This is a genomic window from Bacillus nakamurai (genome assembly GCF_001584325.1).
Classification (GTDB): Bacteria; Bacillota; Bacilli; order Bacillales; family Bacillaceae; genus Bacillus; species Bacillus nakamurai.
The window spans coordinates 49,182-64,798 of sequence record NZ_LSAZ01000007.1 but is presented as its reverse complement, the minus strand read 5'-3'; the positions used below and the strand labels follow the sequence as shown (position 1 = coordinate 64,798).

Sequence of the window (15,617 nt, the reverse complement as noted above, 5' to 3'; positions counted from 1 at the left end):
ATGAGGGGAGCAAACATAAAATGGGAGTCGACGTAAATGTCATTTTTCAAATCGCCGGAGTCGGTATCGTGGTCGCGTTTCTGCATACCATATTGGACCAAATGGGGAAAAAAGAATACGCCCAATGGGTGACGCTGCTTGGCTTTATCTATATTTTATTTATGGTGGCGACGATTGTCGATGACCTGTTTAAAAAGATCAAAGCTGTGTTTCTATTTCAAGGATAGGGGGGCTTACAGATTGAAATTGTTCAAATTGTAGGTTTAGGGCTGATCGCTACATTTCTCTCCCTGATCGTAAAAGAACAGAAACCGACATTCGCGTTTATGATTGTCGTCTTCAGCGGCTGTGTGATCTTTCTTTATCTCGTCGACCAGATCTATGACATTATCAGAATGATTGAAAAAATAGCTGTGAATGCAAACGTCAATATGATTTATGTGGAAACTATTTTAAAGATTATCGGCATTGCCTATATCGCTGAATTCGGAGCACAGCTTACGAAGGATGCGGGCCAGGGAGCGATTGCTTCAAAAATAGAGCTCGCGGGAAAAATCTTAATTCTCGTGATGGCTGTGCCGATTTTAACCGTTATTATTGAAACGATTCTCGGACTTATTCCTTCTTCATCATAAACGAAAGGAGGCACAAAAAATGAAGCGCTTTCGGTGGATGGGGGCTTTTTTGTTCATCATCTTATTTCTTCAAACGGAATATGTACAAGCTGCCGGAACGAGCGGCACGGCGCAGGAAACCGCAATCCCGCAAGAATCGGCTGAAGAAGTGGCTAAAAAGCAGGCCGAAGCGCTGAAAACAGAAGGCATCGGAAAGTTTTGGGATGACATCATGACTGAATACGGCGGCCTTCTGCCTGAAAGCCAAAAAGGAAGCATCATTGACTTTATCAACGGCGAAAAGAAATTTTCACCGCAGGAATGGCTGAAGGCTTTGTTTTCCTATCTGTTTCATGAGGTGCTCGCAAACGGCAAGCTTCTCGGAACCTTGATTCTTCTCACCATTTTTTGTGTCATTCTTCAGCTTCTGCAAAATGCGTTTCAGCAAAGCACCGTGAGTAAGGTCGCATATGCGATTGTCTATATGGTGCTTATCATTCTCGCTTTAAACAGCTTTCATGTGGCCGTCAATTATGCCAGTGAGGCAATACAGACAATGACGAGTTTCATTCTCGCGCTCATCCCGATGCTGCTGGCTCTGATGGCGTCTTCCGGGGGAGCCGTCTCTGCCGCCTTTTTTCACCCCGTTATTTTATTTCTGATGAATACGAGCGGCCTTCTTATTCAAAATATCGTCATGCCGCTTATCTTCCTATCAGCCATTTTAAGCATCGTCAGCACGATGACAGATCAATATAAGGTGACGCAGCTTGCCAATTTGCTGAAGAATATCGCGATCGGGGCGCTCGCGGTTTTTCTCACCGTCTTTCTCGGGGTCATCTCCGTTCAGGGCGCATCGGCTGCCGTCACGGACGGGATTACGCTCAGAACGGCCAAATTTATTACGGGAAATTTTATCCCCGTGCTCGGGCGGATGTTTACGGATGCGACGGATACAGTGATCAGCGCTTCTCTTTTATTAAAAAATACGGTGGGATTGCTGGGAGTCGGGATTTTGATCTGCATTTCCGCTTTCCCGGCGATTAAAGTGCTTTCTCTCGCCTTTATATATAAGCTTGCAGCCGCTATTCTTCAGCCGCTTGGAGGCGGACCCGTCATCACCTGTCTCGGCGTGATCAGCAGGAGCGTGCTGTATATATTTGCGGCGCTCGCTATCGTCTCTCTCATGTTTTTCCTCAGCATCACCGTCATTATCACAGCCGGCAACCTCACCATGATGATGAAATAAAGGGGGCCTTTTGTATATGAGCTTTTTAACAGAATGGCTGACAAGCATCATTTTATTTATCTTCTTTGCAATCGTCATCGACATGCTTCTGCCCAGCTCCAGTATGCAAAAATACGCGAAAATGGTTGTCAGCCTGCTGTTAATCGTCGTCATGCTCAATCCGATCTTTACACTTTTCAAAACAGACCCGGAAGTCATCTTTGATTATTTGACAAAACAAGAGCAATCTCAATCGGCTGACATAAAAAATCAAATCAATTCAGAAAAAAAAGAAATACAAGCATCAAGTCGCGCATATGTTTTAGAAGAAATGGCTGTCCAACTAAAAAAGAAAGCGGAGGAGATGTTCAGTCATGACGAATACAAAGTAGACGACATCCGCCTTACAGCGGGAGAACAGGTTCGTTCAGAAGAAGATGTAAAAACGATCAGCGTGTATATGGCCCCATCTTCTGAAAAAACCGTGCAAACCGTCGCACCGATCGACATCCGCACAGACCGCAAATACGAACCAAGCGACGCCGCTGAAAAAAAGAAAGCCGGCGATATTAAAAAGAAACTTGCGGATATATGGGAAATCGGCAGTGAGAAGATTACGGTTTATATGGAAGGCGGGGAGAAAAACGGCCATGAATAAAAACGGATTATGGAACATGCTGAAAAAACAGCTGATGTTCGGACAGGCGAAAGACGGAGAAAAACCTAAACTGACAAAATACCACTACTTTCTGTTCGTGTTCGTGCTGGGGGTATCCTTCATGCTTGTCAGCCAGCTGCTGTCTTCACCGGAGAAAACCGGGAAGAACCAAGCGGTCCAAACCGCAATAACGAGCCAAACGGGGAAAAGCAGCCAAAAAACGGCTCCCGTCTTTAAGGCTTCAAAAGATAGCAGCGCCAAAAACACGATCGATGATTACGAGAGGGAATACGAAAACCAGCTGAAAGAAATCCTTGAGACGATCATCGGCGTTGAGGACGTCTCGATTGTCGTAAATGTAGATGCAACGTCTTTAAAAGTGTTTGAGAAAAACAAAACGAAAAAAAACACCACAACTGAGGAAACAGATAAACAAGGCGGCAAAAGAAGCGTTACTGACCAAACCTCTGAAGAAGAAATCGTCATGATACGAAACGGGGATCAGGAAACCCCGGTCGCCGTCCAAACGAAAAAGCCTGACATCCGCGGTGTACTCGTTGTCGCTCAAGGAGTGGACAACGTTCAAATAAAAAAAACCATCATTGATGCCGTCACAAGGGTGCTGGACGTTCCCAGCTACCGTGTAGCGGTTGCCCCTAAAAAAATCAAGGAGGATTCATAAATTATGCTGAAAAAACAAACGGTTTGGCTTTTAACAATGCTCAGTCTCGTCGTGGTATTAAGTGTTTACTATATTATGTCGCCGGAAAGCAAAAATGCCGTGCAAATGAAAAGTGAAAAAAGCAGCGGAGAAATCGCGACTGAAAAAACGCCGGCTAAGGAAGAAACGAAGGAAAAAAGCGAGCCTGGAATGGAAAAAGAAGACGGAACAAAAGGAACGAAAGACTTGAAAGACTCAAAAGACTCGAAAGGCACAAAAGAGGATAAAGAAACATCAGCCGACGCCTCAGAAAAAGACGGCACTGTCGTCACACAAACAGCTGATGACAACTTATTTACGGCATACCGCATGGAACTGGAAGATGCCCGGAGCAAAGAAAGAGAACAATTAAACAGCATCGTATCAAGCGATGATGCAACGGCAAAGGAAAAAAGCGAAGCCTACGATAAAATGACGGCTCTCAGTGACGCCGAAGGAACGGAAAAGCAGCTCGAAACCTTAATTAAAACACAGGGCTACAAAGATGCACTCGTTAACGCCGAAGGAGACAAAATCAACATTACGGTGAAGTCAGACAAACACTCAAACGCAAAAGCCTCCGCCATCATTGACCTCGTCTCGAAAGAAATCAAGACGATGAAGGATGTCGCGGTCACGTTTGAACCGTCCAAATAAAGAGTCAAAAAACGCCCGCATACACTGCGGGCTTTTCTGGTGTCATTTTAGATCACAGTTGAATTTACACAACCGCTCCTGTAAGATAAACATAGTATGTACTTTTAGTAGCAACCTATAAATTTCTATTTTTATACATAGGAGTGGAACTGATGTTAAATATTAACGAAATTCATGAACTGATAAAACGTATTGATGAATCATCCATTGATGAATTTATTTATGAAAATGAAGGCGTAAGCTTAAAACTGAAAAAAAATGAAGCGCCGGCTGTGCATGTAACAGGACAAGCCCAGGCTCTTCCTGCCGCTGCTCCTGCTCCTGCTCCGCAGGCTGCAAAACCGGAAGTGCGGGAAGCTGCTCCTGCGCAAGAAGCGCCGAAACAAGATGAGAACCTTCACAAAATCACGTCACCGATGGTAGGAACGTTTTACGCTTCTTCATCACCGGAAGCCGGCCCTTACGTGAAGCAAGGTTCAAAAGTGAGCGAAAATACAGTGGTTTGTATCGTCGAAGCAATGAAACTCTTTAACGAGATCGAAGCGGAAGTTAAAGGAGAAATCGTTGAAGTGTTAGTTGAAAACGGCCAGCTGGTCGAATACGGACAACCTCTATTTCTTGTAAAAGCTGAGTAAGGAGACCTGCCATTATGATAAAAAAGCTATTGATCGCCAACCGAGGAGAAATTGCCGTCAGAATCATCCGGGCTTGTAAAGAGCTGGGGATTGAAACTGTCGCCGTTTATTCTGAAGCCGATAAAGACGCCCTTCATGTCCAAATGGCCGATGAGGCTTTTTGTATCGGGCCGAAAGCATCAAAAGACAGCTATTTAAATGTGACAAACATCGTCAGCGTCGCAAAACTGACCGGCACCGATGCGATCCATCCGGGATACGGCTTTTTAGCTGAAAACGCCGACTTTGCCGAGTTATGCGCTGAAGTAAACTTGACGTTTGTCGGTCCTACGGCGGACGCCATTTCTAAAATGGGGACAAAAGATATTGCACGCGATACGATGCAGCTTGCCGGTGTGCCGATCGTGCCCGGTTCAAAAGGAATTATTAAAAATACCGAAGAAGCGGTTTCGCTTTCACGTGAAATTGGGTATCCTGTCATTATAAAAGCTACTGCGGGCGGAGGCGGAAAAGGCATCCGGGTTGCGCGTACAGAAGAAGAATTGATCAAAGGCATTAAAATTACCCAGCAGGAAGCCGCTACGGCATTCGGAAATCCGGGTGTGTACATCGAGAAATATATAGAAGATTTCCGCCACGTTGAAATTCAGGTGCTCGCGGACAATTACGGAAACACGATCCATCTCGGGGAACGTGATTGCTCCATTCAGAGACGCCTGCAAAAACTGCTGGAAGAAACACCGTCACCGGCGCTTGATTCTGAAATCAGGGAGCAGATGGGGGAAGCTGCGGTAAAAGCAGCGCAAGCCGTCGGTTATACCGGAGCGGGCACAGTTGAGTTCATTTATGACTATAGAGAACAGCGCTACTACTTTATGGAGATGAACACGCGTATTCAAGTTGAGCACCCTGTCACAGAAATGGTGACGGGAACGGATCTGATTAAAGAACAGATCAGGGTGGCATCCGGACTGGAGCTGACACTTAGACAGGAAGACGTTGAATTTAACGGCTGGGCGATTGAATGCCGCATCAACGCTGAAAATCCTGCGAAAAACTTCATGCCTTCACCGGGTGAAATTAAAATGTACCTGCCGCCGGGCGGACTCGGCGTCCGTGTCGATTCAGCCGCATATCCGGGCTATTCCATCCCGCCGTATTACGACAGCATGATTGCCAAAGTCATCACATACGGAAAAACGAGAGATGAAGCGATCGCACGAATGAAGCGCGCGTTAAGCGAATTTGTCATCGAAGGCATCGAAACAACCATTCCGTTCCATCTGAAACTGCTTGAACACGAAACATTTGTCAGCGGAGAGTTTAATACAAAGTTTTTAGAAACATATGATGTAATGGGCTCATAATTTTTGTGGAGGTGAATTGAATGAAAGACAACGGTTTGCTTAAAATGGATCAAGATGAAGCTCATTTAGGCAAGGTTGAAATTGCTCCTGAGGTCATTGAAGTCATTGCCGGCATCGCCGCTTCCGAGGTAGAAGGCGTCGCTGAAATGCGCGGCAATTTTGCCACCGGCGTTGTAGAGCGCTTCGGCAAAATCAATCACGGCAAAGGCGTAAAGGTCGATTTAGCCGATGACGGGATCACCATTGACGTCTACTGCGTTGTTCAATTCGGGGTCTCAATTCCGAAAGTGGCGGCAAGCGTTCAGGAGAATATTCGCCAAACTTTATTAAACATGACGTCTCTGACCATTAATGAAATTAATATTCATATCGTCGGCATTCAATTTGACACGAAGGCCCAAGAAGTCGAAATCGACGAAGAAATGTAATGAGCGTATAAAAACCAAGGGGATGGGCAGCCCTTTGGTTTTTTATACGTTACCCTTCATTTCAGGCATGAAGAAAGCCGGCTTACATAACGGCAGCCGAGTTTCTTCATGCTGTGAAATCCGAACGATATTCAAAGGGTCGATAAAATTATTCGGTATTAGGGTGAAAAAACCTAAATTTCGACATGCGATTGAGAAAAAAATATGTTATGATCTCTTTAGGCTTAACGACAAGCGGATAAAGCAGATCTGAAGGAGAAAGAAAATGAAAAGAAGAACAGCTAGAGAAAAAGCTTTGCAGGCACTTTTTCAGATTGATGTCAGCGATATTGCACCGAACGAGGCCATTAGGCATGCGCTTGATGAGGAAAAAACCGATTCCTTTTTTGAACAGCTGGTGTACGGAGTGATTGAGCATCAAATTCAGCTCGATGAAATGATTTCCGGCCATCTTGTGAATTGGAAACTTGATCGGATAGCAAACGTGGACCGCGCGATCTTGCGATTGGCGGTATATGAAATGGTGTATGCGGACGACATTCCGGCAAATGTGTCATTAAACGAAGCAATCGAGCTGGCAAAACGGTTTGGCGACGATAAAGCTGCAAAATTCGTAAACGGGGTTCTTTCTAACATTAAAACTGATATCGAACAATCATAGGAGGAAAGAAAAATGACTGCAACAATCATCGACGGAAAAGAAACGGCAAAAGAAAAACGCGAACAATTGGCAAAAGAAGTAGAAGAGCTGAAAGCACAAGGCGTAGTGCCGGGCTTAGCAGTCATTTTAATCGGGGACGATCCCGCGTCTGTTTCATATGTCACAGGGAAGAAAAAAGCGGCTGAAACAATGGGAATGAATTTTAAGCTTGACCGTTTTGACACAAGCTTAACCGAGGCGGAGCTTCTCGATATCATTGATCAGTACAATCAAAATCCTGAATTTCACGGAATTCTCGTCCAGCTGCCGCTTCCGGACCATATTTCGGAAAAAGCGGTGATTGAGCGGATCTCCCCTGATAAGGACGTTGACGGCTTCCACCCTCTCAACGTCGGAAAAATGCTGCTTGGCGAAGATACGTTTCTTCCATGCACGCCGCACGGAATCGTTGAGCTTTTGAAAAAAACAAACGTAGACCTTTCCGGCAAAGAGGTTGTTGTAGTCGGACGAAGCAATATTGTCGGTAAACCGGTCGGCCAGCTGCTGCTGAACGAAAATGCGACCGTCACATATTGCCATTCCCGTACAAAAAATATGTCCGAGCATACAAAAAAAGCAGATATTCTTGTGGTTGCGGTCGGTAAAGCCAATTTCATCAAAGCCGATCAAATCAAAGAAGGAGCTATTGTCATTGATGTCGGCGTCAACCGTCTCGAAAGCGGAAAGCTTTGCGGCGACGTTGCGTTTGAAGAGGCAAAGGAAAAAGCATCCTTCATTACGCCGGTACCGGGCGGAGTAGGTCCGATGACCATCACGATGCTTGCGCATAATACTGTTAAATCTGCAAGACGTACGTTATCATAGATAACCGGAGACAATCACACCGCGGTGTGACAATGAGCACGATACCCGCTTCTTAAGGCTCCTTTCAGCCAAAGCGGGTTTTCTTAGTTTAGGGCAAGAAGCCTTTATGAAAGGAGTGCAGGACATGGGTGAAGCAGCATATGTCACGGTTTCCGCACTGACAAAATATATTAAACGAAAATTCGACGTAGACCCTCATCTTGAAGATATTTGGATTAAGGGAGAGCTTTCCAACGTTAAAATCCATACGAGGGGCCACATTTATTTTACTTTAAAAGACGAACATGCCCGCATGCAGGCCGTTATGTTTCAAAGACAAAGTTCAAGGCTTGCGTTTAAACCGGAAGACGGGATGAAAGTGATCGTCAGAGGCGGCATCTCCGTGTATGAACCGAGCGGAAGCTATCAATTATATGCAAAAGAAATGCAGCCGGACGGAGTGGGGGCGCTTTACTTAGCATATGAAGAATTAAAGAAAAAACTTGCCGGTGAAGGGTTGTTTGATGAACGGCATAAACAGGCAATCCCCGCTTTTCCAGCCACAATCGGGGTTGTGACGTCTCCGACGGGAGCGGCTGTCAGAGACGTAATTACCACTCTTAAAAGAAGATATCCCCTAGTGAAAGTCATTGTTCTTCCCGCACTCGTTCAGGGTGAAAATGCCAGCAGGTCGGTTGTTAAGCGCATTGAAGAAGCAAATGCACAACAGATGTGTGACGTCCTGATTGTCGGGAGAGGCGGAGGTTCGATCGAAGAATTGTGGGCATTTAACGAAGAGATCGTGGCCCGTGCCATCTTTTCTTCAGCCATTCCGATAATTTCGGCGGTCGGGCACGAGACGGACTTCACCATCAGTGACTTTGTCGCAGATATCCGGGCCGCAACGCCGACGGGAGCGGCAGAAATCGCCGTTCCGCACACGACTGACTTAATGGAACGGACAAAAACGGCAGAAGTCCGATTGACAAGAGCAATGCAGCAGCACATCAGCCAGAAAAAAGAGCGGATTCAAACTCTGCAGTCTTCATATGCGTTCCGTTTCCCGAAACGCTTGTACACACAAAAAGAGCAGCAGTTTGATTTGCTGTATCAGCAGTTCCAAACACAGCTTACAGCGCTGTTAGACCGGAAGCACAGGCAGCTGGAGCGTGACACTTACAGATTATCCGCACTCCACCCAGAGGCCCAGCTGAAGCAGGCAAGAAAACGGTACGAGGATCGCACAAATCAGCTGACACGAAGCATGAACTTCCAATTGAAGCAGCTTCACTCGCAGTTTCAAACGGTTCTTGGTAAACTAAATGCATTAAGCCCGCTGCACGTAATGGAGAGAGGATACAGTCTGGCCTACAAAGAAGAAGAGCTGATTAAAAGCGTCGATCAAGTCGAACAAAACGATCAGCTTGAAGTAAAGCTGACTGACGGCGTCCTGACGTGTGAAGTATTGCAAAAGAGAGGCGAACAAAAATGACAGAAATCAAAAAAAGTGAAACGATGACATTTGAAGAGGCGATGAAAGGCCTTGAAGGCATAGTGGCAAAGCTTGAAGAAGGAGACGTGCCGCTTGAGCAGGCGATTAATTATTTTCAAGAAGGAATGGCTCTTTCAAAAATGTGCCATGAAAAATTGCAGCATGTCGAAAAGCAAATGGACTTTATTTTAAAAGATGACGGAGAACTTGCACCTTTCAGCGTTCAGGAGGAAGACGAAGGTGACAAATAAACTGGAAGCATTTTTAGCATCGCGCAAAAAAACGATTGAACAGCAGCTATTTTTGTATACTGAACGCTTGGCGATGCCTGACCCCCTTAAAAAGTCTATGCTGTATTCTTTGGAAGCGGGCGGAAAGAGACTGCGCCCCCTCGTCGTCTTAGCCGTGCTGAATGCGTACGGAAAAGACGAAAAAGACGGGATTCCTGTCGGCTGCGCAGTTGAAATGATCCATACCTATTCTTTGATTCACGACGATCTGCCGTGTATGGATGATGATGATTTGCGGCGCGGAAAACCGACCAACCATAAAGTGTTCGGAGAGGCGACGGCTGTATTGGCCGGAGACGGGCTCCTGACGGAAAGCTTTAAACTCATTACGGCTCATGTATCTGATGCGGTTTCAGCAAATAAACGGCTCCGCCTCGTGAATGAACTGATCACCGCCGCCGGCACAGAAGGAATGGTCGGCGGGCAGATAGCCGACATGGAAGCGGAGCAAAGGCAAGTAACGCTGGAAGAGCTGGAATCGATTCATGAGCGGAAAACGGCCAAGCTTCTCGGCTTTTCCGTAACGGCGGGCGCCATTTTGGCGGATGCGCCGGAGGATGAGATCGAAAAGCTGCGCCGGTTCAGCAGCCATATCGGCATCGGGTTTCAAATCCGGGACGACATCCTTGACATCGAAGGAAATGAAGAGAAAATCGGCAAACCCGTAGGCTCAGATACGACAAATGACAAATCAACATATCCTTCGATTTTAACGTTAGAAGGCGCGAAACAAAAGCTCGCTTATCATATAAGCGAAGCGAAACAGATCATCAGCGGGCTTTCTCTGGAAAAAGAGCTTTTGTACGACCTTTGCGATTTAATTGCGGCGAGAGACCATTAAAACGATCCTGATTTGAAGGGGCTGCCGCTGATATGGTAAAATGTAAGCAGTTTCGATGAAAATACAGAATAAGTCTTTTTCTTTTGACAAAAAGACACTGTTCAATTTGCAGAAATTCATGCTGAAAGTGAGTTGATCCGCTTTGGATCTTTTATCAATACAGGACCCGTCATTTCTTAAAAACATGTCAATAGAGCAGCTGGAAGAGCTGAGTGAGGAAATCCGCAATTTTTTAATCACGACGCTTTCTGCCTCAGGCGGCCATATCGGGCCCAATCTCGGCGTTGTCGAGCTGACAATCGCGCTGCACAAAGAATTTGACAGTCCGAAAGATAAATTTTTATGGGACGTCGGACATCAGTCCTATGTTCACAAACTGTTAACCGGACGCGGCAAGGAGTTTGAAACCTTGCGCCAGTATAAAGGGCTTTGCGGCTTCCCGAAGCGCAGCGAAAGCGAGCATGACGTATGGGAAACCGGGCACAGCTCGACATCCCTTTCAGGCGCAATGGGAATGGCAGCCGCCCGGGATATTAAAGGAACGAAAGAATACATCATCCCGATTATCGGAGACGGTGCATTAACCGGCGGAATGGCGCTTGAAGCGCTGAACCATATCGGCGATGAAAAAAAAGACATGATCGTCATCCTGAATGATAATGAGATGAGTATTGCGCCGAATGTCGGGGCAATTCATTCTATGCTCGGGCGCCTTCGGACGGCCGGCAAATATCAGTGGGTGAAAGATGAGCTTGAATATTTATTTAAGCGGATTCCTGCCGTTGGCGGAAAACTGGCCGCAACGGCTGAACGGATTAAAGACAGCTTAAAATATTTGCTTGTGTCGGGAATGTTTTTTGAAGAGCTGGGCTTTACGTATTTAGGACCGGTCGACGGGCATTCCTACAGTGAACTGTTTGAAAACCTCCAGTATGCCAAAAAAACAAAAGGCCCCGTCCTTTTGCATGTCATCACTAAAAAGGGCAAAGGGTATAAGCCGGCCGAATCGGACACAATCGGTACATGGCACGGTACGGGTCCTTACAAAATCAATACGGGCGATTTTGTCAAGCCGAAAGCTGCGGCCCCTTCATGGAGCGGCCTCGTCAGCGGCACGGTGCAAGAGCTTGCCCGCAAAGATGACAGAATCGTCGCCATTACACCGGCAATGCCTGTCGGCTCAAAGCTGGAAGGGTTCGCGAATGAATTCCCTGAACGCATGTTTGACGTGGGGATTGCAGAACAGCATGCGGCAACGATGGCAGCCGGCATGGCGCTTCAGGGCATGAAGCCGTTTCTCGCGATCTATTCAACGTTTTTACAGCGTGCTTACGATCAGGTCGTCCATGACATCTGCCGCCAGAACGCGAATGTATTTATCGGCATTGACCGCGCCGGATTAGTCGGTGCAGACGGTGAGACACACCAAGGTGTATTTGACATCGCCTTCTTGCGTCATATACCGAATCTCGTCTTAATGATGCCGAAGGACGAAAATGAAGGGCGCCACATGGTAAACACCGCACTCAGCTATGAGGAAGGTCCGATTGCCATGCGCTTTCCGCGCGGAAACGGGCTCGGCGTGAAAATGGATGAAGAGCTGAAAACCATTCCGATCGGAACATGGGAGGTTCTCCGCCCTGGGAAAGACGCGGTTATTTTAACGTTCGGCACAACCATTGAAATGGCGCTTGAAGCAGCCGAAGAGCTGCAAAAAGAAGGCCTTTCCGTGCGTGTCGTGAATGCGCGGTTTATTAAACCGATTGACAAACAAATGATGAAGGCCATCCTTAACGAAGGACTGCCGATTTTAACGATTGAAGAAGCCGTGCTTGAAGGCGGGTTCGGAAGTACAATACTTGAATTCGCTCATGACCTCGGCATGTACCATACGCCGATTGACAGAATGGGGATACCTGACCGATTTATTGAACACGGAAGCGTAACCGCCCTTCTCGAAGAAATCGGGCTGACAAAAGCGGAGGCCATTAACCGGATCAGACTTCTGATGCCGCCGAAGACACATAAAGGAATTGGATCATGACAGCAAAAAAAGAACGATTAGATGTACTTCTTGTAGAAAAAGGACTCGCAGAAACGCGGGAAAAAGCGAAGCGCGCCATCATGGCGGGCATCGTCTATTCAAATGAAAACCGATTGGACAAACCGGGTGAAAAAATTGCCCGGGACCTTCCGTTAATGATAAAAGGGAATCCTCTCAAATACGTCAGCAGAGGCGGATTGAAGCTCGAAAAAGCCCTCAAGGAATTCCCCGTTTCAGTGGAAGGAAAAATCATGATCGACATCGGTTCATCAACAGGAGGATTTACTGATTGCGCCTTGCAAAACGGCGCAAAACAATCCTATGCGGTAGATGTCGGCTACAATCAGCTTGCGTGGAAGCTGAGACAGGACGCGAGGGTTGTGGTGATGGAGCGGACCAATTTCCGCTATTCGGAGCCTTCCGACTTTACAGAAGGTTTGCCGGAATTTGCCACAATCGATGTCTCTTTCATTTCTCTCCGCTTAATTCTGCCGGTGTTAAAAAAACTGCTTGTGCCGGGGAGCGATTGCATCGCGCTCGTGAAGCCGCAGTTTGAAGCCGGACGGGAATCAGTCGGCAAAAAAGGCATTGTCAGAGATCCGGGCGTTCACGCTGATGTTCTCAGGCGCATGATTCAATTTTCCGCAGCCGAAGGGTATGTGTGCAAAGGACTGTCCTTTTCACCGATTACCGGCGGAGACGGGAATATTGAATTCTTGCTTCATTTGAGGTGGGATGGTGAAGGTCAAAACGGCGCAGAGCTGCCGGAAGAAGACATTCTTCGCACCGTTGAAGAGGCACATCAGACATTAAAAGCAAAAAAAGCAGATGTACCGGAATAATAGGGGGCTATTATTCCTTTTTTCTGCAATCATGTACTTTTTAAAGAGAAGCGGTTAACATAATGACAAGATCAGCTTGAAACAGAGGTGCTTACATGACGAAAGGCCAAAGGCATATAAAAATCAGAGAGCTTATTACGAGCCATGAGATTGAAACGCAGGATGACTTAGTTGACATGCTGAGAGAAGAGGGGTATAAGGTAACTCAAGCTACCGTTTCCAGAGATATTAAAGAGCTTCATCTTGTAAAGGTGCCGACCAATACCGGTTCTTACAAATACAGCCTTCCGGCGGATCAGCGTTTTAATCCGCTGTCAAAGCTGAAACGCTCATTAATGGACGCGTTTGTAAAAATTGATTCGGCAAGCCATATGATCGTCCTGAAAACGATGCCGGGGAATGCCCAGGCTATCGGCGCTTTGATGGATAATCTCGAATGGGAAGAAATTATGGGCACGATTTGCGGAGACGACACGATCTTAATCATTTGCAGGACGCCTGAAGATACGGAAGGTGTTCAAAGCCGTCTGCTGGAGCTCTTGTAGCGTAATTATCAGATAAAAGGTGGAATGCTGTTTGTTAGCTGAACTATCAATAAAAAACTTTGCCATTATAGAGGAACTGACGATTTCGTTTGAGCGGGGGCTCACCGTCCTGACAGGGGAAACCGGGGCCGGCAAGTCGATTATTATAGACGCCGTTTCCTTATTAGTCGGCGGCCGCGGATCTTCTGAATTTGTCCGTTACGGGGAAACAAAGGCCGAGCTTGAAGGGCTGTTTTTGCTGGAAAGCGGCCATCCCGTTTTTGAGGTGTGCCGCCAGCAGGGAATAGACGCATCAGACGACATGATTGTCATGAGACGGGATATCAATGCCGGGGGAAAGAGCGTGTGCCGTGTTAACGGAAAATTAGTAACGATTGCAGCCTTGAGGGAGATCGGCAGACTTTTATTAGATATTCACGGACAGCACGATAACCAGCTGTTAATGGAGGACGACAAGCATTTAGAGCTTTTGGATAAATTTGCGGGAAGCGAAGCCGAAGCAGCGCTTCAGGCTTACCAGGAGGGATATGTCCGTTACATGAAGCTGCTCAAAAAGGTAAAGCAGCTGTCTGAAAGCGAGCAGGAAATGGCCCATCGGTTAGATCTGATTCAATTTCAGCTTGAAGAAATCGAATCGGCGAAGCTTGAGCTGAATGAAGACGAAACTTTGCAAGAAGAGCGCAAGCAAATATCCAATTTCGAAAAGATATATGAATCACTGCAAAACGCTTATAACGCGCTCCGCAGCGAACAGGGAGGACTCGATTGGGTCGGAATGGCTTCTTCTCAGCTCGATGACATTTCTGATATCAATGAGCCGCTGCAAAAGCTGTCTGAAAGTGTTTCAAACTCTTATTACCTGCTGGAGGATGCGACATTTCAGATGCGCAATTTGTTAGATGAACTGGAATTTGATCCTGAACGGCTTAATTTTATTGAAACACGTTTAAACGAAATCAAACAGCTCAAACGCAAATACGGAGCGACGGTTGAAGACATTTTAGAATACGGCTCAAAAATTGAGGAAGAAATCGATCAGATTGAAAACCGGGACAGCCATCTTGAAACACTGAAAAAGGAATTGGAGTCTGTCGGTAAAGATGTGGCCGTAGAGGCCGCTAATTTGTCAAAAATCAGAAAAGCGTGGGCCAAAAAGCTTGCTGAAGACATTCATCAGGAATTAAAAAGCCTGTATATGGGGAAATCCACTTTCGATACGGAATTTCTCGTGAAAACCGATCCGTCTGCCGATGAAGCCCCGGTTGTAAACGGCCAGCCGGTACAGCTGACGCCAAAAGGCATTGATATCGTGAAATTTTTAATCTCCACCAATACAGGCGAACCGCTTAAACCGCTGTCAAAGGTAGCCTCAGGAGGAGAATTGTCACGGGTGATGCTGGCGATTAAAAGCATTTTTTCTTCCCAGCAGGATGTTACTTCCATTATATTCGATGAGGTTGATACCGGAGTCAGCGGCCGTGTCGCACAAGCCATCGCTGAAAAAATTCATAAAGTATCAACCGGCTCACAGGTGCTTTGCATTACACACCTTCCGCAGGTCGCCGCCATGGCCGATACCCATCTTTTAATCGCTAAAGAATTAAAAGACGGCAGGACGACAACCCATGTCAAGCCGCTTTCCAAGCAGGACAAGGTAGCGGAAATCGGGCGCATGATCGCAGGAGTCGAGGTCACCGATCTGACAAAAAGGCATGCGAAGGAGCTCTTAAAACAAGCCGGCCAGGTAAAAACGACAGGATAAGCTGCTGAGA

18 protein-coding genes are annotated in these 15,617 nt (G+C 46.6%); all 18 read left to right on the top strand.

Features of this window, described 5'->3' with window-relative positions:
- Positions 1 to 20 precede the first annotated feature (20 nt).
- The 18 genes from spoIIIAC (at position 21) to recN (ending at position 15,607) form a co-directional block, all read left to right on the top strand.
- Positions 21 to 227 carry a stage III sporulation protein AC gene (gene spoIIIAC, locus AXI59_RS04315; RefSeq protein ID WP_003153142.1) on the top strand — a complete coding sequence of 69 codons (207 nt, stop codon included), beginning with the start codon at positions 21 to 23 and terminating at the stop codon, positions 225 to 227.
- Positions 228 to 239: 12 nt separating this feature from the next.
- Complete coding sequence (gene spoIIIAD, locus AXI59_RS04310) at positions 240 to 635, top strand: stage III sporulation protein AD (protein WP_082791722.1); 396 nt, start codon at positions 240 to 242, stop codon at positions 633 to 635.
- 19 nt (positions 636 to 654) lie between these two features.
- Positions 655 to 1,863 carry a stage III sporulation protein AE gene (gene spoIIIAE / locus AXI59_RS04305; RefSeq protein WP_061521986.1) on the top strand — a complete coding sequence of 403 codons (1,209 nt, stop codon included), beginning with the start codon at positions 655 to 657 and terminating at the stop codon, positions 1,861 to 1,863.
- 16 nt (positions 1,864 to 1,879) lie between these two features.
- A complete protein-coding gene (gene spoIIIAF, locus AXI59_RS04300; protein WP_061521987.1) occupies positions 1,880 to 2,500 on the top strand; it encodes a stage III sporulation protein AF in 621 nt (206 codons plus the stop codon).
- Complete coding sequence (gene spoIIIAG / locus AXI59_RS04295) at positions 2,493 to 3,182, top strand: stage III sporulation protein AG (protein WP_061521988.1); 690 nt, start codon at positions 2,493 to 2,495, stop codon at positions 3,180 to 3,182. Before spoIIIAF ends, spoIIIAG begins: the two co-directional genes overlap by 8 nt.
- A gap of 3 nt (positions 3,183 to 3,185) precedes the next feature.
- Entirely contained in the window at positions 3,186 to 3,857 is a 672-nt protein-coding gene (locus AXI59_RS04290) for a SpoIIIAH-like family protein (protein WP_061521989.1), read from the top strand.
- A gap of 152 nt (positions 3,858 to 4,009) precedes the next feature.
- Complete coding sequence (gene accB, locus AXI59_RS04285; protein ID WP_061527511.1) at positions 4,010 to 4,492, top strand: acetyl-CoA carboxylase biotin carboxyl carrier protein; 483 nt, start codon at positions 4,010 to 4,012, stop codon at positions 4,490 to 4,492.
- 14 nt (positions 4,493 to 4,506) lie between these two features.
- Positions 4,507 to 5,859 carry an acetyl-CoA carboxylase biotin carboxylase subunit gene (gene accC, locus AXI59_RS04280; RefSeq protein WP_061527510.1) on the top strand — a complete coding sequence of 451 codons (1,353 nt, stop codon included), beginning with the start codon at positions 4,507 to 4,509 and terminating at the stop codon, positions 5,857 to 5,859.
- A gap of 20 nt (positions 5,860 to 5,879) precedes the next feature.
- Positions 5,880 to 6,287 (top strand): Asp23/Gls24 family envelope stress response protein, encoded by a 408-nt coding sequence (locus tag AXI59_RS04275; RefSeq protein WP_061521992.1) that lies wholly within the window; start codon positions 5,880 to 5,882, stop codon positions 6,285 to 6,287.
- Between the two features lie 265 nt (positions 6,288 to 6,552).
- Complete coding sequence (nusB, locus tag AXI59_RS04270; protein WP_061521993.1) at positions 6,553 to 6,948, top strand: transcription antitermination factor NusB; 396 nt, start codon at positions 6,553 to 6,555, stop codon at positions 6,946 to 6,948.
- A gap of 12 nt (positions 6,949 to 6,960) precedes the next feature.
- Positions 6,961 to 7,812 (top strand): bifunctional methylenetetrahydrofolate dehydrogenase/methenyltetrahydrofolate cyclohydrolase FolD, encoded by an 852-nt coding sequence (folD, locus tag AXI59_RS04265; RefSeq protein ID WP_061527509.1) that lies wholly within the window; start codon positions 6,961 to 6,963, stop codon positions 7,810 to 7,812.
- Positions 7,813 to 7,936: 124 nt separating this feature from the next.
- Positions 7,937 to 9,283 carry an exodeoxyribonuclease VII large subunit gene (gene xseA / locus AXI59_RS04260; RefSeq protein WP_061527508.1) on the top strand — a complete coding sequence of 449 codons (1,347 nt, stop codon included), beginning with the start codon at positions 7,937 to 7,939 and terminating at the stop codon, positions 9,281 to 9,283.
- Positions 9,280 to 9,534 (top strand): exodeoxyribonuclease VII small subunit, encoded by a 255-nt coding sequence (locus AXI59_RS04255; protein WP_061521996.1) that lies wholly within the window; start codon positions 9,280 to 9,282, stop codon positions 9,532 to 9,534. Before xseA ends, AXI59_RS04255 begins: the two co-directional genes overlap by 4 nt.
- Positions 9,524 to 10,414, top strand: a complete 891-nt coding sequence (locus AXI59_RS04250) for a polyprenyl synthetase family protein (protein ID WP_061527507.1) — start codon at positions 9,524 to 9,526, stop codon at positions 10,412 to 10,414. The genes AXI59_RS04255 and AXI59_RS04250 overlap by 11 nt, the downstream gene beginning before the upstream one ends.
- Positions 10,415 to 10,556: 142 nt before the next feature.
- Entirely contained in the window at positions 10,557 to 12,458 is a 1,902-nt protein-coding gene (dxs, locus tag AXI59_RS04245) for a 1-deoxy-D-xylulose-5-phosphate synthase (RefSeq protein WP_061527506.1), read from the top strand.
- Entirely contained in the window at positions 12,455 to 13,300 is an 846-nt protein-coding gene (locus tag AXI59_RS04240) for a TlyA family RNA methyltransferase (RefSeq protein WP_061527505.1), read from the top strand. Before dxs ends, AXI59_RS04240 begins: the two co-directional genes overlap by 4 nt.
- 95 nt (positions 13,301 to 13,395) lie before the next feature.
- Positions 13,396 to 13,845, top strand: coding sequence for a transcriptional regulator AhrC/ArgR (gene ahrC, locus AXI59_RS04235; RefSeq protein WP_061522000.1), 450 nt, complete (start codon positions 13,396 to 13,398; stop codon positions 13,843 to 13,845).
- Between the two features lie 31 nt (positions 13,846 to 13,876).
- Entirely contained in the window at positions 13,877 to 15,607 is a 1,731-nt protein-coding gene (gene recN / locus AXI59_RS04230) for a DNA repair protein RecN (RefSeq protein WP_061522001.1), read from the top strand.
- The last annotated feature ends 10 nt before the right edge of the window (positions 15,608 to 15,617 follow it).

Bases quoted from the DNA above. Each gene is read 5' to 3' on its own strand.
- spoIIIAC (WP_003153142.1), top strand. From the start codon at position 21: ATGGGAGTCGACGTAAATGTCATTTTTCAAATCGCCGGAGTCGGTATC.
- spoIIIAE (WP_061521986.1), top strand. From the start codon at position 655: ATGAAGCGCTTTCGGTGGATGGGGGCTTTTTTGTTCATCATCTTATTT.
- spoIIIAF (WP_061521987.1), top strand. From the start codon at position 1,880: ATGAGCTTTTTAACAGAATGGCTGACAAGCATCATTTTATTTATCTTC.
- spoIIIAG (WP_061521988.1), top strand. From the start codon at position 2,493: ATGAATAAAAACGGATTATGGAACATGCTGAAAAAACAGCTGATGTTC.
- AXI59_RS04290 (WP_061521989.1), top strand. From the start codon at position 3,186: ATGCTGAAAAAACAAACGGTTTGGCTTTTAACAATGCTCAGTCTCGTC.
- accB (WP_061527511.1), top strand. From the start codon at position 4,010: ATGTTAAATATTAACGAAATTCATGAACTGATAAAACGTATTGATGAA.
- accC (WP_061527510.1), top strand. From the start codon at position 4,507: ATGATAAAAAAGCTATTGATCGCCAACCGAGGAGAAATTGCCGTCAGA.
- AXI59_RS04275 (WP_061521992.1), top strand. From the start codon at position 5,880: ATGAAAGACAACGGTTTGCTTAAAATGGATCAAGATGAAGCTCATTTA.
- nusB (WP_061521993.1), top strand. From the start codon at position 6,553: ATGAAAAGAAGAACAGCTAGAGAAAAAGCTTTGCAGGCACTTTTTCAG.
- folD (WP_061527509.1), top strand. From the start codon at position 6,961: ATGACTGCAACAATCATCGACGGAAAAGAAACGGCAAAAGAAAAACGC.
- xseA (WP_061527508.1), top strand. From the start codon at position 7,937: ATGGGTGAAGCAGCATATGTCACGGTTTCCGCACTGACAAAATATATT.
- AXI59_RS04255 (WP_061521996.1), top strand. From the start codon at position 9,280: ATGACAGAAATCAAAAAAAGTGAAACGATGACATTTGAAGAGGCGATG.
- AXI59_RS04240 (WP_061527505.1), top strand. From the start codon at position 12,455: ATGACAGCAAAAAAAGAACGATTAGATGTACTTCTTGTAGAAAAAGGA.
- ahrC (WP_061522000.1), top strand. From the start codon at position 13,396: ATGACGAAAGGCCAAAGGCATATAAAAATCAGAGAGCTTATTACGAGC.